19 protein-coding genes and 2 pseudogenes are annotated in these 19,095 nt (G+C 73.0%); 15 read left to right on the forward strand and 6 right to left on the reverse strand.

Annotated features, from left to right (window positions below):
* Positions 1–2: 2 nt before the first annotated feature.
* Both Air01nite_RS24840 and Air01nite_RS24845 read left to right on the forward strand, forming a co-directional pair.
* Positions 3–719 (forward strand): arsenate reductase/protein-tyrosine-phosphatase family protein, encoded by a 717-nt coding sequence (locus tag Air01nite_RS24840; RefSeq protein ID WP_239090949.1) that lies wholly within the window; start codon positions 3–5, stop codon positions 717–719.
* A gap of 12 nt (positions 720–731) precedes the next feature.
* Entirely contained in the window at positions 732–1,115 is a 384-nt protein-coding gene (locus Air01nite_RS24845; RefSeq protein WP_203705631.1) for a VOC family protein, read from the forward strand.
* Here the strand turns inward: Air01nite_RS24845 and Air01nite_RS24850 are convergent.
* Both Air01nite_RS24850 and Air01nite_RS24855 read right to left on the reverse strand, forming a co-directional pair.
* Entirely contained in the window at positions 1,112–1,960 is an 849-nt protein-coding gene (locus Air01nite_RS24850; protein ID WP_203705632.1) for a hypothetical protein, read from the reverse strand. The genes Air01nite_RS24845 and Air01nite_RS24850 overlap by 4 nt on opposite strands.
* The gene (locus Air01nite_RS24855; RefSeq protein ID WP_239090950.1) at positions 1,957–2,517 is read right to left on the reverse strand and encodes an RNA polymerase sigma factor; all 561 of its coding nucleotides are present in this window, start codon (positions 2,515–2,517) and stop codon (positions 1,957–1,959) included. Before Air01nite_RS24855 ends, Air01nite_RS24850 begins: the two co-directional genes overlap by 4 nt.
* A gap of 229 nt (positions 2,518–2,746) precedes the next feature.
* Here Air01nite_RS24855 and Air01nite_RS24860 point away from each other — a divergent pair, with 229 nt between their 5' ends.
* The 3 genes from Air01nite_RS24860 to Air01nite_RS24870 all read left to right on the forward strand — a co-directional run bounded on the left by Air01nite_RS24860 (position 2,747) and on the right by Air01nite_RS24870 (position 6,205).
* The gene (locus Air01nite_RS24860) at positions 2,747–3,322 is read left to right on the forward strand and encodes a lamin tail domain-containing protein (protein ID WP_239090951.1); all 576 of its coding nucleotides are present in this window, start codon (positions 2,747–2,749) and stop codon (positions 3,320–3,322) included.
* A 235-nt stretch (positions 3,323–3,557) separates the two neighbouring features.
* Complete coding sequence (locus tag Air01nite_RS24865; RefSeq protein WP_239090952.1) at positions 3,558–5,657, forward strand: galactose oxidase early set domain-containing protein; 2,100 nt, start codon at positions 3,558–3,560, stop codon at positions 5,655–5,657.
* Entirely contained in the window at positions 5,654–6,205 is a 552-nt protein-coding gene (locus tag Air01nite_RS24870; protein ID WP_203705634.1) for a hypothetical protein, read from the forward strand. The genes Air01nite_RS24865 and Air01nite_RS24870 overlap by 4 nt, the downstream gene beginning before the upstream one ends.
* Positions 6,206–6,212: 7 nt before the next feature.
* On the opposite strand, the gene Air01nite_RS24875 is transcribed toward Air01nite_RS24870, so the two are convergent.
* Positions 6,213–7,421 (reverse strand): amidohydrolase family protein, encoded by a 1,209-nt coding sequence (locus tag Air01nite_RS24875; RefSeq protein ID WP_203705635.1) that lies wholly within the window; start codon positions 7,419–7,421, stop codon positions 6,213–6,215.
* Between the two features lie 65 nt (positions 7,422–7,486).
* Here Air01nite_RS24875 and Air01nite_RS24880 point away from each other — a divergent pair, with 65 nt between their 5' ends.
* The gene (locus tag Air01nite_RS24880) at positions 7,487–8,125 is read left to right on the forward strand and encodes an MBL fold metallo-hydrolase (RefSeq protein WP_203705637.1); all 639 of its coding nucleotides are present in this window, start codon (positions 7,487–7,489) and stop codon (positions 8,123–8,125) included.
* Here the strand turns inward: Air01nite_RS24880 and Air01nite_RS24885 are convergent.
* On the reverse strand, positions 8,115–8,969 hold the full coding sequence (locus Air01nite_RS24885) for a 4-hydroxy-tetrahydrodipicolinate synthase family protein (RefSeq protein WP_203705639.1): 855 nt from the start codon (positions 8,967–8,969) through the stop codon (positions 8,115–8,117). The genes Air01nite_RS24880 and Air01nite_RS24885 overlap by 11 nt on opposite strands.
* A 71-nt stretch (positions 8,970–9,040) precedes the next feature.
* Between Air01nite_RS24885 and Air01nite_RS24890 the strand changes: the two genes are divergently transcribed.
* The 3 genes from Air01nite_RS24890 to Air01nite_RS24900 are packed head-to-tail and all read left to right on the forward strand — an operon-like array spanning position 9,041 to position 10,972.
* Positions 9,041–9,931, forward strand: a complete 891-nt coding sequence (locus Air01nite_RS24890) for a LysR family transcriptional regulator (protein ID WP_203705640.1) — start codon at positions 9,041–9,043, stop codon at positions 9,929–9,931.
* Positions 9,928–10,440 (forward strand): GNAT family N-acetyltransferase, encoded by a 513-nt coding sequence (locus Air01nite_RS24895; protein ID WP_203705641.1) that lies wholly within the window; start codon positions 9,928–9,930, stop codon positions 10,438–10,440. Before Air01nite_RS24890 ends, Air01nite_RS24895 begins: the two co-directional genes overlap by 4 nt.
* Before the next feature lie 40 nt (positions 10,441–10,480).
* Positions 10,481–10,972, forward strand: a complete 492-nt coding sequence (locus tag Air01nite_RS24900) for a septum formation family protein (RefSeq protein WP_203705642.1) — start codon at positions 10,481–10,483, stop codon at positions 10,970–10,972.
* 6 nt (positions 10,973–10,978) lie between these two features.
* Here the strand turns inward: Air01nite_RS24900 and Air01nite_RS24905 are convergent, their stop codons facing one another.
* Positions 10,979–11,887, reverse strand: coding sequence for an alpha/beta fold hydrolase (locus Air01nite_RS24905; protein ID WP_203705643.1), 909 nt, complete (start codon positions 11,885–11,887; stop codon positions 10,979–10,981).
* A gap of 67 nt (positions 11,888–11,954) precedes the next feature.
* Between Air01nite_RS24905 and Air01nite_RS24910 the strand changes: the two genes are divergently transcribed.
* The 6 genes and pseudogenes from Air01nite_RS24910 (at position 11,955) to Air01nite_RS24925 (ending at position 18,125) form a co-directional block, all read left to right on the forward strand.
* The gene (locus Air01nite_RS24910) at positions 11,955–12,569 is read left to right on the forward strand and encodes a TetR/AcrR family transcriptional regulator (RefSeq protein ID WP_203705644.1); all 615 of its coding nucleotides are present in this window, start codon (positions 11,955–11,957) and stop codon (positions 12,567–12,569) included.
* A gap of 22 nt (positions 12,570–12,591) precedes the next feature.
* Positions 12,592–12,909 (forward strand): annotated as a pseudogene (locus Air01nite_RS41970) (AMP-binding protein); the annotation flags it as partial.
* 128 nt (positions 12,910–13,037) lie between these two features.
* Positions 13,038–13,667, forward strand: a pseudogene (locus Air01nite_RS41655) (AMP-binding protein); the annotation flags it as partial.
* Between the two features lie 78 nt (positions 13,668–13,745).
* Positions 13,746–14,090: an AMP-binding enzyme gene (locus Air01nite_RS41275; protein ID WP_239090958.1), complete on the forward strand. Its 345-nt coding sequence runs from the start codon at positions 13,746–13,748 to the stop codon at positions 14,088–14,090.
* On the forward strand, positions 14,087–16,855 hold the full coding sequence (locus tag Air01nite_RS24920) for an AAA family ATPase (RefSeq protein WP_203705647.1): 2,769 nt from the start codon (positions 14,087–14,089) through the stop codon (positions 16,853–16,855). Before Air01nite_RS41275 ends, Air01nite_RS24920 begins: the two co-directional genes overlap by 4 nt.
* A 49-nt stretch (positions 16,856–16,904) precedes the next feature.
* Positions 16,905–18,125 (forward strand): NAD(P)/FAD-dependent oxidoreductase, encoded by a 1,221-nt coding sequence (locus Air01nite_RS24925; RefSeq protein WP_239090953.1) that lies wholly within the window; start codon positions 16,905–16,907, stop codon positions 18,123–18,125.
* Here the strand turns inward: Air01nite_RS24925 and Air01nite_RS24930 are convergent.
* Entirely contained in the window at positions 18,109–19,041 is a 933-nt protein-coding gene (locus Air01nite_RS24930) for a LysR family transcriptional regulator (RefSeq protein ID WP_203705649.1), read from the reverse strand. The genes Air01nite_RS24925 and Air01nite_RS24930 overlap by 17 nt on opposite strands.
* Between the last annotated feature and the right edge of the window lie 54 nt (positions 19,042–19,095).

Below are 19,095 nucleotides of genomic sequence, written 5' to 3' on the forward strand. Positions count from 1 at the left end.
GCGTGGTCCCGCCCGACTTCCTCCGGCTGGCCGCGCACCCGGTGCGGTGGCGGTTGATGTCCGCGCTCGCGGTCAGCGACCTGCGGGTGCGCGAGCTGGTCGGTCAGGTCGGTGAGCCGCAGAACCTGGTCTCCTACCACCTGCGCCTGCTGCGGGACGGCGGCCTGGTGACGGCGACCCGCAGCAGCCTCGACGGACGGGACAGCTACTACCACCTCGAACTGGACCGTTGTGCCGACGGCCTCGCCCGCAGCGGCGGAGCGTTGCACCCCGCGCTGGTCGGCGCGAGCGCGGGCGCCTCGCCGCAGCCGGCCGGCCCGGTGACGGTGTTGTTCGTCTGCACCGGCAACAGCGCCCGCTCGCCGATCGCCGAGGTGCTGCTCCGCGGGGCCGCCGGCGGGTGGGTGGAGGTGACCAGCGCCGGCAGTCACCCGAAGCCGACGCTGCATCCGCAGGCGCTGCGCGTGCTGCGCGAGCGGTGCGGCATCGACCTCGGCGCCCAGCGCCCGCGCCACCTCGAGTCGCTCGCCGGGCGCCGCTTCGACGTCGTGGTCACCCTGTGCGACAAGGCCCGGGAGGTCTGTCCCGAGTTCGGCGACGGCTCCCGGCGCATCCACTGGAGCATCGCGGACCCGGCGGCGGGCCGCGTCACGTTCGACCGCACCGCCGACGACATCGAGACCCGGATCAGACACCTGCTGCCCATCCTTGCGACCTGAGGAGGTCCTGCCATGACCGCACCGGAGCCGTACGCCAGCGTCCGCTATCTCGTGGACGACGTGCCGGCCGCCGTGGACTTCTACACCACCCACCTCGGGTTCCGGCTCGGTCACGACGCCGCGCCGGCCTTCGCCGCCGTGCTGCGCGGCCCGCTGCGGCTGCTGCTGTCCGGCGCCGCCAGCTCCGGTGCCCGGGCGACGCCCGCGGACGTCACCGGGCCCGGCTACAACCGCGTGAACCTCACCGTCGACGACCTGGACGCGGAGGTCGCCCGTCTGCGCGCGGCCGGCGTCCCGTTCCGCAGCGAGCTGGTCTCCGGCCCGGGCGGTCGCCAGATCCTGCTGGCCGACCCGGCCGGCAACCTGGTTGAGCTCTTCCAGCCCGCGGGTTCCTAACGCGACCACGGTTCCGCCGGACCGCACGCCGTCGGGTCCGCCTGGTACGCCTCGTCGAGCACGTAGTCGTTGGCGGGGTTGACCTCGGCGCCGGTCGGGTCGAGGTAGCAGCGGCCCGGCTCCGGCCGGAACAGCGGCCAGCGGTGTAGCTCCACCCCGCTCGCGTCGTAGCTCGTCAGCACCCCGGCGCCTGGCGCGAGCGGGCCGTTGCTGAAGACGACGAACGTGCCGCGGGCCAGCTTGGCCGTGCTGCGGTGGCCGGCGCCGTCGTCGAGCACGACCCGAGCGACCCGGTCGCTGACCCGACCCGCGGCGGCCGCCAAGCCGCCGTCGAGGTCCGCCGTCTCCGCGAGCTCGATCGAGGCCGAGCCCGGCAGCCAGGCCGAGCCCGGCAGGTGACCCATGAAGGCGGCGTGTCCCGCAACACCGATCGAGCAGTAGATGAGCTCGCCGGCCCGGGTCTCGTAGACGACCAGGGCGCCGCGGCCCGGCTGCTCGACGTGGTTGAGCAGCGTCGGCGGCGCGTCCGCGGGCCAGCTCGGCCAGGGCTCGCCCGGCGTCTCGCCCTCGCGTATCTCCCCGACGCCGCGCAGGCACTGCCGGCCGGCCTCGCGCACCCGTTCGGACAGCGCGCTGTCGCCGAGCGCGTAGATCTCGGGCTGGCCGGTCCGGCCGAGGGCGAAGACCGTGCCGGCGACCACCGCCAGCGCCACCGCCGCGGCGAGCGCGAGCCGGTACCGCCGCCGCGGTCGCGCCGGCTCGGCGATGCCGGCGAGCACCCGGCTACGCAGGTGGGCGTGCCTTCCGGGCGGGAGGTCCCGCTCGCGGGGGAGTTGGTCGGTCATTTCTCGCTCCTTTCGAAGGTGCGGGTCAGCCGGCCCCGAGCCCGGCTGACCCGCGATCGCACGGCGCCCTCGGTGATGCCGAGCAGGGCGGCCGCGTCGGCGTACGAGACGGCCGACCAGACGCAGAGCATCAGCGCCTCGCGTTCGGCCCTGGGCAGGCGGCGCACCGCGTGCAGCACGGCCCGCATCCGGCGCGTGTCGTCGACCCGGCCGGCCACCTCGTCAGCGAGCTCGGTCGCGTCGTCGCGGTCGGGTGGCAGCCGCAGCACGGCCGCCAGCCAGCGCCGGGCCGAGCGCCGTTCGTCGCGCACGGCGTTGGCCGCGACCGCCAGGAGCCAGGGGAGCACCGACCCGTCCAACACCCGGGCCCGGTCGCGCCTGCGCCAGGCGATCAGGAACGTCGCCTGCGTCGCGTCCTCCGCCACCGACCAGGACGCGGTGAGCCGGAAGCAATGGTTGTAAACGGCCTTCGCGTGGCGGTCGAACACCACTCCGAACGCCGACTGGTCGCCGAAGCGCACTTTGGTCCACAGCTCGCCGTCAGTCGGCCGCGACACGGTCATCACACCTCTTCATGGCCGGCTGGCCGGGGTGTGTCGCATCTTCTCCCAACCGAACGGCTGACCCAGGGTGCTGACCGGCCAGGTGGCCCTATCCGCTACGGCGACCGCAATGGGATGAAACAGACGAATCGGACAAGTCACCACGTCCTTGCTGGTTGTGGTGGGTCAGATCTCGTGAATTATTAGGACATCCGCCACAACAAGTAGTTCTTCGGAGGAAATCGTGCGAAAGACCGTCGGAATCATCTTCGCTTCCTTGCTGGCTTTCGGTGCCGTTCTCGGCGGGGCCGCCTCGGCGTCGGCCGACCCGAGCCACCCGGGCGGCCGCGATGGCGGCGGGACGGGTCGCCCGGGTGGCGATGGCGACCACCGCGGCGGTGGCGACCACCGCCCTGGTGGCGGCAACAACAACCGTCCGCCGGTGCGGGTCGGTGTGCAGATCGCCGGGATCCAGTTCGACTCGCCCGGCCGGGACAACGGCAGCAACGCGAGCCTCAACGGTGAGTGGATCTCGCTGGTCAACAACGGCCGGCGGGCCGTGAACCTCCGGGGTTACACGATCAAGGACAGGGCGAACCACGTCTACCGGTTCGGCAACGTCTGGATCGAGGGCGACGGCGGCCGGGTCCGCGTGCACACCGGCATGGGCCGCAGCAACGGCGACGTGCGCTACTGGGGCAGCCGCTCCTACATCTGGAACAACAACGGCGACACCGCCACCCTGAGCGGCCCGCAGGGCCGGACGATCGACTCGTGCTCCTACCGCGGTGGCAACGGCCGCACCCGCGTCGCCTGCTGACACCACACCCAACCGCAGCAGTGCGGGCTTCCGCCGGCGAGAGCCGCGGAGGCCCGCACCGCTATGTAGGCGGTCCGGACGTGTCCGTCCAAACTGGCCAATAGCCAGAATCTAGACGAACCACACGAACCGTCGAGATCGGCGGCAGGGACGGACAACCCCGGTTGGCCGGGACGGCGATGACCGGTAGCCTGCGGGGCGGCCCAGCTGAAGTCGAAGATCGACAGGAGACGGTGTGCCCCCCGCAAACGCCGCGCCGATGTTCAGTCCTGAGCTCCGCCGTGGACTCGGCCGATTGCTCACCGTCGCTCTCGCGATCACCGTCGGTCTCTGGATCGCCGCTCCCGCCAGCGCCGCGACCAACCTGGTGCCGAACCCCGGGTTCGAGCAGTTGGGCACCAACGGCATCCCGACCTGCTGGGAGCGGGTCGGCAGCGGCAACAACACCTACACCTTCGGGCCGACGACCGACGCGCGTTCGGGCAGCCGGGCCATGCGGGTCGCCATCTCCCAGCGCGTCGACGGCAACCACAAGGCGCTGATGGTGAAGAACGCGCAGTGCGCGCCGAAGGTGACCGCGGGCCGCCAGTACGACCTCTCGGTCTGGTACAAGTCGACCACGTCCGCCAACGCGATCACCCTCTACCGCCACGACACCAAGCTCGGCTGGCAGTACTGGATCGACCCGGCGACGCTGCCGGCGACCGGGACGTGGCAGTACAAGACGGTGCGCACGCCGCTGGTCCCGCCGAACACCGACCAGGTCACCTGGGGCGTCAGCATCTACAGCACCGGCACGCTGACGACCGACGACTACTCGATGACCGAGGTGCCCGCGCCGCCGCCGACCCCGGCCGGCTGCACCGACGCGAGCGGCTGCATCAAGGGCAAGTGGCAGGTGATGCCCTACCAGTCGACGGTGCGCGGCATCCACGCCGTGGTCCTCGACAACGGCAAGGTCCTGCTCGTCGCGGGCTCCGGCAACGACCCGAAGCAGTTCGCCGCGGGCACGTTCAAGACCGCCGTGTACGACCCGGTGACCGGCAGCTTCACCAACGTGCCGACACCCGACGACCTGTTCTGCGCCGGGCACGTGCAGCTCAGCGACGGCAAGGTGCTGGTGATGGGCGGCAACAAGGCCTATCCGACACCGGACGGCGTCGGATACAAGGGCCTCAAGAACTCCTACATCTTCGATCCGGCGAAGAACACGTACACCCGGATCAACGACATGGAGAAGGGTCACTGGTACCCGTCGGCGACCATCCTCGGCAACGGCGACGTCATCTCGCTAGGTGGCCAGGGTGAGGACGCCAAGGGCACCGTCGTCACCGAGTACTACAGCGACGCGCAGCAGAAGTGGCTGCCGCCTAACCAGGTCAAGCAGAACTACGCCTGGTGGGGCTTCTACCCGACGATGGTGCTGATGCAGGACGGCCGGCTGTTCTACACCGGTAGCCACACGTTCGGCAAGGGCCGCAACGGCACCGGGGCGTCCATCTACGACATCGGCTCCGGCTCCGTCACCGACGTGCCCGGCCTGCGCAAGAAGGACGAGCGCGACCAGTCGATGAGCGTGCTGCTGCCGCCCGCGCAGGACCAGCGCGTGCTCACGGCCGGCGGCGGCAACGGTGACACGGGTGTGACCGCGCACCGGCTGACCGACATCATCGACCTCAAGGCCGCCAACCCCACCTACCAGCCGGGTCCCGACCTGCCGCAGGGCACTCTCTCCGGTGGCGTGCCGCAGACCGGCACCCAGGGCAAGATGTACGTCTCGCTGGTGCTGCTGCCGGACGGCAACGTCCTGGAGACCGGCGGTGCCCTGCACAACCGGGCCGACCCGGTCTACGAGGCGTCGATCTACAACCCGGCCACCAACACGTTCAGCGGCGCGGCGATCGACCCGGTGCCGCGCGGCTACCACTCGTCGGCGTTCCTGCTGCCCGACGGCCGGGTCATGGCGGTCGGCGACAACCCCGCCAACGGCTCGTTCGACATGCGGATCTCGATCTACTCGCCCGCGTACCTGTTCAAGGGCGCCCGGCCGCAGATCAGCGCGGTCGCGAACACCGACTGGACGTACGGCAGCACCCAGCGGATCACGGTGAACTCGACGATCACGCGGGCGTCGCTCATCCGCCCGGCGGCCGTGACCCACTCGTCCGACCCCAACCAGCGGTTCGTCGAGCTGCCGTTGACCGTCAAGGGCAACGGTGAGATCGACCTGAACGTGACGAACAACCCCAACGTGGCGCCGCCCGGCTGGTACATGCTCTTCGTGCACAACGGCCAGGGCGTCCCCTCCGTCGCCAAGTGGGTCAAGCTCGGATGACCCGTTGGTACGGGGCCGTCGCCGAATGGGTGCGGGCCCGCAGCCGCCGCGAGCGCCTCGGCCTCGCGGCGGCCCCCGTGGTGGTCGTGCTCGCCGTCGTCGTGGCCTTGCTGGTCACGGGCGGCGGTGACGGCGAGGGCCGTTGGCAGGCGGGCAGCACCGCCGAGGCGCCGGCCGACGGGTCCGCGGCGGACAGTGGCGTCGGCGAAAAGCCGGAGGAGCGCGGCCAGGACGGGCCGGACCCCGTCGGCCCGACGGGAGCGCCGCCGCCGCTGGTGCAGCCGTTCGCCCAGCAGCCGGGCGCCAAGCCGAACCCGCCGTTGCCGTCGCCCACCGCCGGCCTCGAGATCCCCGAGGGCACCGACGGCTGCGACCACGCGTACGGCGACCGCAGCATCTGTGTGCCCTGGGTGTTCCCGGAGGGCGTCACCGACAAGTGCGCGTGGCTGCGGGAACGCGGCTTCGGCGAGCTGCCGGTCACCGGTGACCGCGACCGGCACGGCCTGGACGCCAACGGCGACGGCACCGCCTGCGGCTCCGGAGACTGACACCGTCCTAACGGGACAGTGCCGCTCCGCGCACGTAGACGGCCTTGACGGCGTGCAGGGCGGCGAGGTCGGTCAGCGGGTCGCCGTCGATCGCGAGCAGGTCGGCGTCGTAGCCCGGTGCGATCCGGCCCTTGCGGTCACCCAGGCCGAGCACCGTCGCGGCCTTGGACGTGCTGGCCCGCAAGGCCTCGGCGGGCGGCATGCCGAGGACGCCGTGCAGCATGCCGACCGCCCAGCGCAGCACGTCCGGCGGCTTGACCGTTGCGATGCCGGCGTCGGTGCCGGGGATCAGGTCGACGCCGCCCGCGTAGAGCCTGCGGAAGTTGGAGGCCATGGCCGGCGCGCGTGCCACCATCCCCGGCGGCGGCGCCACGCCCGGTGCCAGCGCGAGACCGGCCGTGAGCCCGACGGTGACCGGCGCCGCGGCCAGCGCGGCGACCAGGTCGTCCGGGATCGGGTCCACCCCGTCGGCGGTCATCAGCGTGACGTGCTCGAGCCCCTCGACGCCCGCCGCGAGCGCCGCGCGGACCGCCGCCAGACCGTGTGCGTGCGCCACGATCGGCAGCCCGCACGCGTGCGCCTCGTCGACCGCCGCACGCAACTCCGCCGCCGTGAACTGCGACAGCTCCGGGCGGCTGCCCGGGGTCAGGTTGCCGCCACTGGCCATGATCTTGATGACGTCGACGCCGCGGCCGGCGTGTGCCCGCACCACGGAGCGCACACCGTCCACACCGGACGCTTCGCCGCCCAGGTAGTGGCAGTGGCCGCCGGGGGTCGTGACCGGTGGGCCGGCGGCGAGCACGGTCGGCAGCGTGTGGTCGGTGGCCGCGGCGGCCCGCACGCGCAGGGCCAGGTGGCCGCGGTCGCCGAGGTCGCGCACCGTGGTCACGCCGCCCGCGGCGGTGTGCCGCGCGGCGACCAGCATCGCCTCGTAGGCTTCCGCGTCGTCCCGGGCGGCCAGCGCCGCCACCGGGTCGTCGGACGCGTCGAAGGCCAGGTGCACATGGCCGTCGACCAGGCCGGGCAGCAGTGTGGCCCCGCCCAGGTCGACCACCTCCGCCTCGTCCGGTGCGGCCGTGCCGACCGCGACGATCCGGCCGGTGCCGGCGTCGATCGTGACCACGGGATCGGGGGTGAGCGGGCCGCCGGAACCGTCGAAGAGCCACGCGGCCCGGACAGCGGTGAGCCGCCGGCGCGGCGTCGCGGTGGTGGTCATGCCGGGAGTGTCCGCCGACGGGCGCCGGGACGCCGTCAGCTTCCGTACACCCGTAGGGTTTGATCATGCAGCTCACCAAGTACACCCATGCCTGTGTACGACTCGACGACCGCGACCGCCGGTTGCTGGTCGACCCGGGGATCTGGACCGAGCCGGCGGCGTACGCGGACGTCACGGACATCCTGGTCACCCACGAGCACGCCGACCACTTCGACGTCGCGCACGTCGCGTCGCTGCTCGCGGCGCGGGAGCTGCGGATCTACGGCCCGGCCGGGCTGCGGGCGGCGGCCGAGGAGGACGGCGCGCCCGAGGTCGCCGCGGCGATCCAGCCGGTCGCGACCGGCGACGTGTTCACCGCGGCCGGCTTCGAGGTGCGCGCGGTCGGCGGCGCACACGCCAAGACCTACGAGAACCTGCCGGGCTGCGACAACGTCGGTTTCCTGGTCGCGGGCGTCTACCACCCGGGCGACTCGTACTTCGTGCCGGCGGAGCCGGTGGAGACGCTGCTCGTGCCGGCCAGCGGTCCGTGGACCAAGCTGTCGGAGGCCCTGGACTTCACCCGCGCGGTGGCGCCGGCCCGGGCGTTCCCGATCCACGACGCGATGTTCTCGGACCGCGGCAACGGCAACTTCGACGGCTGGCTGGGGGAGAAGGGTCAGACGGCGTACGCGCGCGTTCCGGTGGGGGAGTCGGTCACGTTCTGAGCAGTGCCGCCTTGGTCGACTCGGCGGTGGCGGCGAGCAACGGCGGGCGTACCGCCGCGGTCGGTATCCGGCCCTGCGCGTGCAGGACGGCCTTGAGCACCGTCGGGTTGGGCTCGGCGAACAGGGCTGTCGACAGTGGAGCCAACTGGCGCCCGAGGGCGCGGGCCGTGGTCGCGTCGCCGGCCCGCCACGCGGCGACCAGGTCCGCGAACCGCGCCGTCGCGACGTGGGCCGAGGCCAGGATTCCGCCGTGCGCGCCGAGCGCGAGCAGGGGCGAGATGAACGCGTCCTCGCCGCCGAGGATCGCGAAGTCGGCGGGCGGGTCGGCGAGCAGGTCGACCGTGTCCGCGTCGATGCCGCCGACCGCGTGCTTGACGCCCACCACGTTGTCGAGGGCCGCCAGCCGGCGGATCGCGCCGGCGCTCAGCTGCTGGCCGGTGCGGTAGGGCACGTGGTAGACGAGCACCGGCACCGGGCTCGCGGCGGCCAGGTCGGTGAAGTGGGCGAGCACGCCGGCCTCGCCCGGCCGGAGGAACGGCGGCACGACGCTGAGGGTCGCCGTCACCTGCGGCCAGCGGCTCAGCGCCCGCGCCACCTCCGCGCTGTCGGCGCCGACGACGAGCGGGGCGGAGCGCTCCCCGCAGACGCGGGCCAGCAGGTCGACGACCCGGTGGCGGTCCTCCCGGGTCAGGGACGACGGCTCGCCGGTGGTGCCGAGCGCCACGACGCCGGCGGCGCCGCCGTCCAGCACGTCGTTGGCGAGGGCTTCGAGGGCGCCGAGCGCGACGGCGCCGTCATGGTCGAAGGGCGTGATCAGCGGGACGTACAGGCCGGTCAAGGTCATGACCCCAGCCTCGGGTACGGCGAAGCGTAAGGTCCAGTTCGCATTCCTGCCGAGAACCGTAAGCTGATCTGATGCTCGACCTGCGCCGCCTGCGCCTGCTCTGCGACCTGTCCCGGCTCGGCACGATCGCCGCCGTGGCGGAGGCACACACGTACACGCCGTCGGCCGTCTCGCAACAGCTCGCCACCCTGGAGCGGGAGGCCGGCGTCGCCCTGCTGCGCCGCACGGGCCGGCGGGTCACGTTCACGGCGGCGGGGCACGTGCTGGTGCAGCACGCCGGCGCGGTGTTCGCGGCCATGGAGCACACGACGGCCGCCCTGGCCGCGGTCGGCGCCGGGGTGTCGGGCCCGTTGCGGATCGGGGCGTTCCCGACGGCCGTGCGCACGCTGCTCCCGGCGACCCTCGTCGCCCTCGGCCGCGACCACCCGGCCCTGGAGCTGATGGTCACGGAACTGGACCCGGCGGAGGTCCCGGCCGCGCTGCGGGACCGGCGCCTGGACGTGGGCCTGCTGCACGACTACGACGTGGTGCCGGTCAAGCCGGACCCGACCCTGGACTCGGTGCCGCTGCTCTCCGAACCGGTCCACCTGGCGGTGCCGAACGCCGGCGGGCTCGGGTCACTGGCCGACGCGGGCGACGAGCCGTGGATCCTGGCGACAGCGGGCACGCTGTGCCACACGGTCACGCTGCAGGTCTGCCGGGCCGCCGGCTTCGTGCCGCGCGCCCGCCACCACGCGGACGACTTCGCGACGGTGCTCGCCCTGGTCGCGGCGGGCCAAGGGGTGTCGGTGGTGCCGGCCCTCGCGGCGGCCGAGCCACCGGCCGGGGTGCGGCTGCTGCCGTTGGACACGCATCGCCGGACCCGCGTCGCATACCGTACGGGCGCCGCCGCCCATCCGGCCGTCGCGGCCTTCACCTCCGCGATCCAAGCGGCCGCCGACTCGATAGGGAAGAAGCCATGACGCCGTCCTGGACCACCCGACCGGAAACCGCCGCCGACCTCGCCGGGATCCGCGACGTCAACCTCGGCGCCTTCCCCACCTCCGAGGAAGCCGACCTGGTCGAAGCACTGCGCGCCGACCCGACGGCCTGGCTGCCCGGCCTGTCGTGGATCGCCCTGGCCCCGGACGGGACCATCGCCGGGTTCGCGCTGCTCACCCGCTGCCACGTCGACGACGCTCCCGCCCTGGCGCTGGGCCCGTGTGCGGTTCTGCCGCGATTTCAGCGGCAGGGCGCCGGCGCGGCCGCCATCGCGGCGGCATTGGCTGCCGCCCGCGAACAGGGCGAGAACCTCGTGCTCGTCCTCGGTCACGCCGACTACTACCCGAGGTTCGGCTTCACCCCGGCCTCCGGCCACGGCATCCGCCCGCCGTTCGACGTCCCGGACGACAACATGATGGCGCTCGCCTTCGACCCCGCACTCCCGGTCCCCACCGGCCTCATCCGCTACCCGGCGGCGTTCGGGGTCTAGTTCGATCGACGGGCATGACCAGCCTGTTATCCTCCGCCGCGTGAAGCCTTCCCCGAGCTCGACGGCCAGCCGCGGCCGACAACTTGCCTACGTGTTCGGGGCGCTGGGCACGGGTCTGGTGCTCGCGCTCGGCGTGGCCGCGTTCCTGTTCGTCAAATGGAGCCAGGAACCCGACGCGGTCCAGCCCGTCGGCAGCCTGTGGGTCGGTGATTGCATCGCCGACTACGAGCGCGGTGGCATCTACACCGAGGTGCTCACGGTCCCCTGCGAAGACGAGCACAACGCCGAGGTCGTCGGACGCTTCGAGATGCCGCCGGGCGACTATCCCGACTACCGCACGCTGACCGAGCAGGGCGACGCGGCATGTCCTGCGCAGTTCGAAACCTTCGTTCCGAGTGCGGTCAGTCGCGCGAAGTACCTGCTGTTCTACCTCCCGCCGCCGGAGGAGAACTGGGCTGCGGGCGACCGATCGGTCAAGTGCCTCGCGCACGTCCTCGAACCCACGACCGGTTCGGCGCGCGACGCTTCCTGAGCCTGCCTAGTGGCCGTGGGCGTTGATGAAGGCGGCGACCCGGTCGTTCAGCTCGTCGATGCGGTTGAAGCCGCCGTGGCTGCCCGGGACGATCGCGACCGCCGCGTGCGGCATGACGCTCCCGCGGGCGCGGGCCTCGGCCGGGGTGAGCATCGCGCTGCGCGCTCCGGCGACCAGCAGGACGGGCACCGCGATTTCGCGCAGTTGGTCGTCGGTCAGCACGCCGGGAAACTTCGGCTCCGCCCGGTAGCCGCGGGTGCCCGCCCACAGCAGCGTCATCAGGTCCGGCACGAGCATGGCCGGGGCGTCCAGCCACCGTGACAGGTGGCGGCGCAGCGGCATCGGGGTCAGCGTGGCCAAGCCGCTGACGGACAGCCACCACCAGAAGCGGGCGTCGAGCTTGGTGAGCCCCGCGGGGTCGAGCAGCGTGATCGACGCGACCCGCTCCGGCTTCAGGATGGCCTGGTTCATCGCCATCCAGCCGCCGTAGGAGAAACCGACCAGGTGCGCCGGACGGTCGCTGAGCTGGGCGAGCAGTTCGTCGAGCCACGCCGCGCAGGATGCCGGTGGTGTCATCAGGTCGCGCGGGACGCTGGGGTTGGCCTCGCCGGGCATGTCGATCCCGTACACCGGGCCGACGTCGGCGAGCGCCGCCACATGTGGGTGGAAGCCCGCGGAGTTGAACGCGCTGAGCAGCACGACCGGCTCGCCGTCGGGGTGTGGCCGGAAGGCGTGCACCCGCGTGGTCGCCGTGGCCGTCTCGACGTCGAACTGCTCGCGGGGTTGCGGCCACAGGTCGAAGGCCCGCTCGTATGCCGCCATGAACTTCTCGCGTGCCGCATCGCTCACCCACGAGCCGACCTTGCCCTCGGGCGCCAGGTCCGCGGCGCCGGTGATGCGCTTGATCCCGAACACGTTCCCGCCTCCTACCAGCTATTTGATACGATCGTATCATTAAAAACTACACGGGTACGGTGAGCGCATGCCGAAGCGGGTCGACCACGAGGAGCGCCGGCGGCAGATCGCGGACGCGCTGATCCGGACAGCCGCCACCCGCGGGTTGCACGCGACCGGGATGCGCGAGATCGCCGCCGAGGCGGGCGTGTCCCTGCGCCTGGTGCAGTACTACTTCGGCACCAAGGAGGAGCTCCTCCTCGCCGCCATGCAGCACCTGGCCACCCAGTTCGCGGAGCGGGCGACGACGCGGTTCAGGCAGGCCGGCGGGGCGGCGGGCCCGGGCGGCGCCCGCAACGTGGTCGCGGCCGTCCTGGCGGAGGCGCTGCCGGCCGACGACGAGCGACGCGTCTTCAGCGTCGTCAACACCGCCTACCTGGCGCTCTCGCTGACCGACCCGGCGCTGGCGATCGGATCGCTGGTCAAGAACTCCGACGCGGTGACGGGCGTGCTGGCCGAGCAGCTACGCAGATCCCAGGCGGCCGGCGAGACCCCGACCGACCTGAACCCGGACCTGGAGGCCCTGAGCCTGTTGGCCATGTCCGCGGGCCTGGCCACCAGCGTGCTGGTCGGTCAGTCCACGATCGACCAGGCCCAAGCCGCGATCGACTATCACCTGCACCGCCTTTTCGTCGCACCCTAGGCCGGGTCGAGAGGATGTCGAGATGCACCTCACCCATGCGCTGCACCGGGCCCTGCAGCAGGATCCGGACCGGGTGCTGACCGTCTGCGGCGACCGCGTGCGGACCGTGCGCGAGTCCGTCGAGCGGGTCGCGCGGCTGGCCGGCGGGCTGGGTTCCCTCGGGGTCGCGCGCGGCGACCGGGTGGCGTTGCTCGGGCTCAACTCCGATCGCTATCACGAAGCCCTGCTGGCGGTGGCCTGGGCCGGCGGCGTCGTGGTGCCGATCAACAGCCGGTGGACCGCGGCCGAGGTTGGCGCGGTGCTGCGGGACTCGGGCGCAACCGTCGTCGTCGCCGATGACGCGTACACGCGAATGGTTCCTGAAGGGACGCTCGTCGCCATGGGCGACGGCGATCCTCCAGAAGGGACGGTCGGGTTCGAGGACCTGGTCGCGGACGCGGCGCCGATTGCCGACAGCCGCGCGGTGGCGACGAGCTGTTCGGGATCTTCTACACCGGTGGCACCACGGGCGCGGCCAAGGGCGCGATGCTCACGCATGACAACGTGCTCACCTCGGCGCTCGGGTGTCTGGCGACCGGACAGTTCCTCACGCCCGGCGGGACCCTGCTGCACGTGGCGCCGATGTTCCACCTCGCCGACCTGGCGACCTGGATCGCGATGCTGGTCACCGGCGGCACGCACGTCATGCTGCCGGCGTTCACGCCCGGCGGCGTGCTGGCGGCGATCGTGTCCCACAAGGTCACCGACGTGCTGCTCGTGCCCACGATGGTCCAACTCGTCGTCGGCGACCCGGACGCCTCCCGCCACGACGTGTCGAGCCTGAAGCACCTCGTGTACGGCGGTTCCACCATGCCACCCGCCGTGCTGGCCAGGGCCCGCGCGTTCTTCCCGGACGCGGGCTTCGTCCAGGCGTACGGCATGACCGAGCTGGCACCGGTCGCCACGCTCCTGCTGCCCGCCGACCACGACGTCCCCGAGCTGGCGGGTTCCGCCGGCCGGGCCGCGCCACACAGCGCGGTCCGCGTGGTCGCCGCCGACGGCGTGGAGGTCCCGCGCGGCGCGGTCGGCGAGGTCGTCGTGTCCGGCGACCACGTGATGGCCGGCTACTGGGGACGGCCGGACGAGACCGCCCACGCCGTCCGCGACGGATGGATGCACACCGGCGACGCCGGCTTCATGGACGACCGCGGCTACCTCCACGTCGTCGACCGCATCAAGGACGTCATCGTCACCGGCGCCGAGAACGTGTTCTCCAGCGAGGTCGACGGCGTGCTCGCCGCGCACCCGGCGGTGGCGGGCTGTGCGGTGATCGGGTTGCCCGACGGGCAGTGGGGCGAGCGCGTGCACGCGGTCGTCGTGCTGGCCCAGGGCGCCGGCGTCACGGCCGACGAGCTGCGCGGGTTCTGCCGCGACCGGCTCGCCGGCTACAAGGTGCCGCGGACTGTCGAGTTCGCCGACGCGCTGCCGGTGTCCGCGGCCGGCAAGGTCCTCAAACGACAGCTCCGGGACGAGCGGCGGTGACCGGGCCGGCCGGCGCACACGGATGGCGGCACGATGCCGCGCGCCCGCTGTTCGGTCGCGACCCGGAGATCGCGGAGGCACGCGCGTTCGTCGACCGGGCCCGCGTCTCCGGCGATGCCCTGGTGCTGGCGGGCGACCCGGGTGTCGGCAAGACGGTGCTGCTCGACGCGGCGACCGACTATGCGGCCGCCGTCGGGACCCGTACCGCCCGGGTGACGGGCAGCCAGTTCGAGGTGGACGTCAGCTTCTCCGGGCTCCAGCAGGTCGTCGACCCGTTCCTCGACCACCTGACGGCGTTGCCGGAGCCGCAACGCAACGCACTGCGCGGCGCGCTCGGCCTGGCCGAGGGCGGGGCGGCGGACCGGTTCCTGGTCGCCAGCGCAGCCCGGGCGCTGCTCGTGGCGGCGGCCGCGACCGCGCCCGTCCTGCTAGTGGTCGACGACCTGCCATGGATGGACCAGGCCAGCTCGATGGTGCTGAGCTTCGTCGCCCGCCGGGTCGCGGGGCACCGCATCGGCCTGCTGGGCGCGTTGCGCACCGGGGACAAGGGCTTCTTCGACCACACCGGCATCCGTGTGCTCGACCTGGAACCGTTGTCCGACGAGGCGGCCGCCGAGCTGCTCGCCGACCGGTTCCCGGCGCTGACGTCCCGCGTCCGCCAGCGGCTGCTGGCCGACGCGCAGGGCAACCCGCTCGCGCTGCTCGAGCTGCCGGTCGCGTTGCACATCGGGTCGAGACCCGCACCGAGTGCGCTGCCCGCCACGCTGCCGCTCACCCGCCGGCTGCAGACCGTGTTCGCGGGGCGCGTGCGCGACCTGCCCGAGCCCACCCGGCACGCGCTCCTGCTCGCCGTCCTGGACGGCAGTGGTGACCTGCGCGTGCTGACCACAGGCGAGATCGACCGGCTCGGCCCGGCCGAGCGGACGCACCTGGTGTCGCTCGACCGGGCCGCGGCGCGCCTGCATTTCCGCCACCCCCTCATCCGCTCGGCGATCGTCGAACTGTCCACGAGCGACGAACGCCGGGACGTCCACCGCCTGCTGGCCGTGCGGCGCAGGAGCGAGCCGGCCCGGCGGGCGTGGCACCTGGCCGAGGCGGCGACCGGTCCCGACGAGCGCATCGCGGCCCTCCTGCAGCAGGTCGCGCACACCAACCTCTTCCGCGGCGACTCCGTCGGCGCGATCACCGAGCTGCTGCGGGCGGCCGACCTGAGCCCGGCCGGCACCGCGCGCAGCTCCCGGCTCGCGGAAGCGGCCTACCTGGGCGCGATCGTCACCGGCGACCTGCGCGACGTGCCCAAGCTGCTCGACGCGGCCCGGGACGCCGATCCACGGCACGGCGGTGCGCTGGCTGGTGCCGTCGCGGGCGCGTACCACCTGCTCAACGAGAACGGCGACATCGATTCCGCGTACGGGCTGCTGACCGGTGCGATCGACGCGCTGGCCGACCCCACGGACGGTGGCAACAAGACCCTGATCGAGGCGCTCTACACGCTGTTGATGGTGTGCTTCTTCGGCGGGCGGCCGGAGCTGTGGCCGTTCCTGCACACCGCCGTCGACCGGCTGCGGCCCCGGCCACCCCAGTTGCTGACGATCCTGCGCCACACGTTCAGCGACCCGGCCCACCTCGCGCACGCGGTGCTCGACCGGCTCGACGTCGCGATCGACAACCTGCGCGGCGAGTCCAGCCCCGCCCGCATCGTGCGCACGGCGATCGCCGGGAGCTACCTCGACCGCCTGGGCGACTGCCGCGAGCCGTTGTGGCGCGCGGTCCGGCACGGTCGCGAGGGCGGGGCCGTGACCTCCGCGATCGAGGCGCTGTTCCTGCTCGCCAACGACGCGTACTTCACCGGCCGATGGGACGAGGTGCTCACGCTGACTGACGAGGGACTGGACCTCTGCGAGAGCCACCACTACCGGCTCATGCGGTGGCCGGGACTGTTCCTGCGCGCCATGGTCGCGGGTGGGCGCGGCGACGAGGCGCTCAGCGCGCGGCTGACCGAGGAGATGACCGCGTGGGCGGCGCCCCGGCGGGTCGGGGCCGTCACCGCGTACGTGTCGCACGTGCGGACGTTGACCGCCCTCTCGCGCGGCGCCTTCGACAGCGCCTACCGCCATGCGAGCGCGGTCGACGCGCACGCACCGAACGCCCTGTGGCTGGTGATGGAGACCGTCGAGGCCGCCGCGCGGTCGGGTCGTGGTGCCCAAGCGGCGGCCCACGTCGCCGCCGCCGAGCGGGCCCGTATCGGCGCGCTGTCGTCCCGGCTCGCGCTGAGCGTGGCCGGTGCCGCCGCGATGGCCTCCGCCGACGACGACCACGCCGACCTGTTCGCACGCGCGCTCGCGACGCCGGACGCCGACCGGTGGCCGTTCGACCTGGCCCGGATCAGGCTCGCCTACGGCGAGCGTTTGCGCCGGACGGGCTCGCCGGCCGCCGCCCGCGACCACCTGAGCGCCGCGATCGACGTCTTCGATCAGCTTCAGGCCCAGCCCTGGGCGTCGCGTGCCGCGCACGAGTTGCGGGCGACGGGCGCGCACCGGGAGCGGTCGGGTCCGCACCTGGCACCCACGCTGACGCCGCAGCAGCACCAGATCGCCGCACTGGCCGCCGCGGGCCTGTCCAACAAGCAGATCGGCGAGCGGCTGTTCCTCTCGGCCCGGACGGTCGGCTATCACCTGCACCAGATCTTCCCGAAGCTGGGCATCGCCGCACGTGCGGCCCTGCGCGACGCATTGGCCGACCTGCCACCGCCGCCGGACCAGTGACCGGTCCCCAAACTGGACAGCGGGGAACGATCCGCCCATCATGTCCCGGGTGAGAGATGGGGAGGGCGCGATGGCGTACGACGTGATCGTCGTCGGGGCTCGGTGTGCGGGGTCGCCGCTGGCGATGCTGCTGGCCCGCCAAGGCCACCGGGTGCTGTTGGTCGACCGGGCGACGTTTCCCAGCGACACCGTGTCCACGCACGTCATCCACCCGCCGGGTGTGGCCGCGTTGCGGCGGTGGGGGCTGCTCGACCAGGTCGTGGCGACCGGGTGCCCGCCGGTGGGCCGCTACTCGTTCGACCTCGGGCCGCTGGCCCTGGCCGGCGCGCCGGGCAGCCCGGACGAGCCGTACGCTTATGCGCCGCGGCGGGTGCTGCTCGACAAGATCCTGGTGGACGCCGCGGCGGCCGCCGGGGTCGAGGTGCGTGAAGGGTTCAGCGTCGACGAGGTGCTCCTCGGCGACGACGGGCGGGTGACCGGGATCCGCGGGCGTGACCAGGGTGGAGCGTCCGTCGTGGAGCGGGCGCGCGTCGTGGTCGGCGCGGACGGGCGCAACTCGGTCGTCGCCAAGGCCGCCGGGGCCGCCGACTACGAGCAGCGGCCGCCGCTGACGGTCGGCTACTACTCCTACTGGAGCAACCTGCCGACCGACACGTTCGAGGCCTACAGCCGGCCCGGGCGCGGCTGGGCCGTGTGCCCCACCAACGACGACCTGACGCTCGTGATCGGCGGCTGGCCGCACGCCGAGCTCGCCACGCACCGCGACGACGTCGAGGGCACGCTGATGGCGATGTTCCAGAGCTCGCCGGAGTTCGCCGAGCGGATCCGCGACGCCGAGCGCGAGGAGCGCATCGTCGGCAGTTCGGTGCCGAACTACTTCCGCAACCCGTACGGCCCGGGCTGGGCGCTGGCCGGCGACGCCGGATACTGCCGGGACTTCATCACCGCGCAGGGCATCACCGACGCCTTCCTCGACGCCGAGGGGTGTGCCGAGGCACTCGGCGCGGCGCTGGCCGGCTCGACGGGCTACGCCGAGGCGATGGCCGGCTACCAGCGCGGTCGGGACGCCCGGGCGATGCCGGTCTACCAGCTGACGCTCCAGATCGCCGCGCTCCAGCCGCCCGACGAGCAGATGGTCCAGCTCGTCGGCGCGATGGCCGGCAAACAGGACGCGATGGACGCGTTCGCCCGCCTGAACTCCGGCGTGACCTCGCCGGTCGAGTTCTTCGCGCCGGAGAACGTCGGCCGGCTGATCAGCGGCGCCACCTAGGCGTCCAGACCTCGGTGCCCGACAGGTCCGCCCGTCGGGAGCCGAGGTACGCGCGGAGCCGGCCGAGGGCCGGATGCCGGTTGTCGGCCCGCCAGATCAGCGACATCGGATAGATCGGCATCGGGTCGCGCACCGGGATCCGCCGCAGGTCGTAGCTGTCCGGCCACAGGTAGCGCGAGCGCGCTCCGACCAATGTGGCCAGTTCCGCCGAGTCCGCCAGCTCGGCCATCAGGGACTCGTTGCCGAAGCTGGGCCCGATCACGTCGATCGTGAGGCCGAACGCGGCGGCGAGCTCGGCGTAGTAGGCGGCCCACTCGCTGCCGGGGTCCATCCCCGGCATCCAGATCCGGTGCCTGACGAGTCGCGCCGGCGTCACCGTCCGCGCGTTGGCCAGCGGGTGCGCCGGGCCCACGAGCAGCTCGTGCGTTTCGTCGATCACCCGGGCGGTGCGGATCGTCGCGGGCAGGTCCCGCGCCGGCATCGTGACCGCGTGGAAGGTGGCGTCCACCGTGCCGGCCTCGACGGCGGCGATCGCGCCCGCCACGTCCGCGGTGAGCGTCACGACGTCCAGGTCGATCTCGGGATGCGCGCGGTAGAAGTCCTCCAACAGCACGGCCGGCGCGACCCGCCGGCTGTGCACGTCGACGCGCAGCGCCCGCCGGCCCGGGCGCACGGACGCGTCGGCCCGGTCCGCCACCCGCAGCAGCTCGCGGGCGTGCGGCAGGAACGCCTGGCCGTCGACCGTGAGCGCGACACCGCGGGCGGTGCGGGTGAACAGCCGCACGGACAGGTCCTTCTCCAACCCCGCGATCCGCTTGGAGGCGGCCTGCTGGGTGATCGACAGCGCGGCGGCGGCCTCCTGGAACTGGCCGGCGTCGGCTGCGGCGACGAAGGTGCGCACGGCCTCCAGATCCACGCGCCGAACCTTACGGGCACAACTAATGGTTGTGGCTCGCCGCCCCGACGGTTG

It is taken from the genome of Asanoa iriomotensis, from assembly GCF_016862515.1.
Lineage (GTDB): Bacteria > Actinomycetota > Actinomycetes > Mycobacteriales > Micromonosporaceae > Asanoa > Asanoa iriomotensis.

What these genes read in the sequence shown, in the direction of transcription:
- Air01nite_RS24845 (WP_203705631.1), top strand. Translation starts at nt 732, where the DNA reads ATGACCGCACCGGAGCCGTACGCCAGCGTCCGCTATCTCGTGGACGAC.
- Air01nite_RS24850 (WP_203705632.1), bottom strand. Translation starts at nt 1,960, where the DNA reads ATGACCGACCAACTCCCCCGCGAGCGGGACCTCCCGCCCGGAAGGCAC.
- Air01nite_RS24870 (WP_203705634.1), top strand. Translation starts at nt 5,654, where the DNA reads ATGACCCGTTGGTACGGGGCCGTCGCCGAATGGGTGCGGGCCCGCAGC.
- Air01nite_RS24875 (WP_203705635.1), bottom strand. Translation starts at nt 7,421, where the DNA reads ATGACCACCACCGCGACGCCGCGCCGGCGGCTCACCGCTGTCCGGGCC.
- Air01nite_RS24880 (WP_203705637.1), top strand. Translation starts at nt 7,487, where the DNA reads ATGCAGCTCACCAAGTACACCCATGCCTGTGTACGACTCGACGACCGC.
- Air01nite_RS24885 (WP_203705639.1), bottom strand. Translation starts at nt 8,969, where the DNA reads ATGACCTTGACCGGCCTGTACGTCCCGCTGATCACGCCCTTCGACCAT.
- Air01nite_RS24890 (WP_203705640.1), top strand. Translation starts at nt 9,041, where the DNA reads ATGCTCGACCTGCGCCGCCTGCGCCTGCTCTGCGACCTGTCCCGGCTC.
- Air01nite_RS24895 (WP_203705641.1), top strand. Translation starts at nt 9,928, where the DNA reads ATGACGCCGTCCTGGACCACCCGACCGGAAACCGCCGCCGACCTCGCC.
- Air01nite_RS24910 (WP_203705644.1), top strand. Translation starts at nt 11,955, where the DNA reads ATGCCGAAGCGGGTCGACCACGAGGAGCGCCGGCGGCAGATCGCGGAC.
- Air01nite_RS41275 (WP_239090958.1), top strand. Translation starts at nt 13,746, where the DNA reads ATGGACGACCGCGGCTACCTCCACGTCGTCGACCGCATCAAGGACGTC.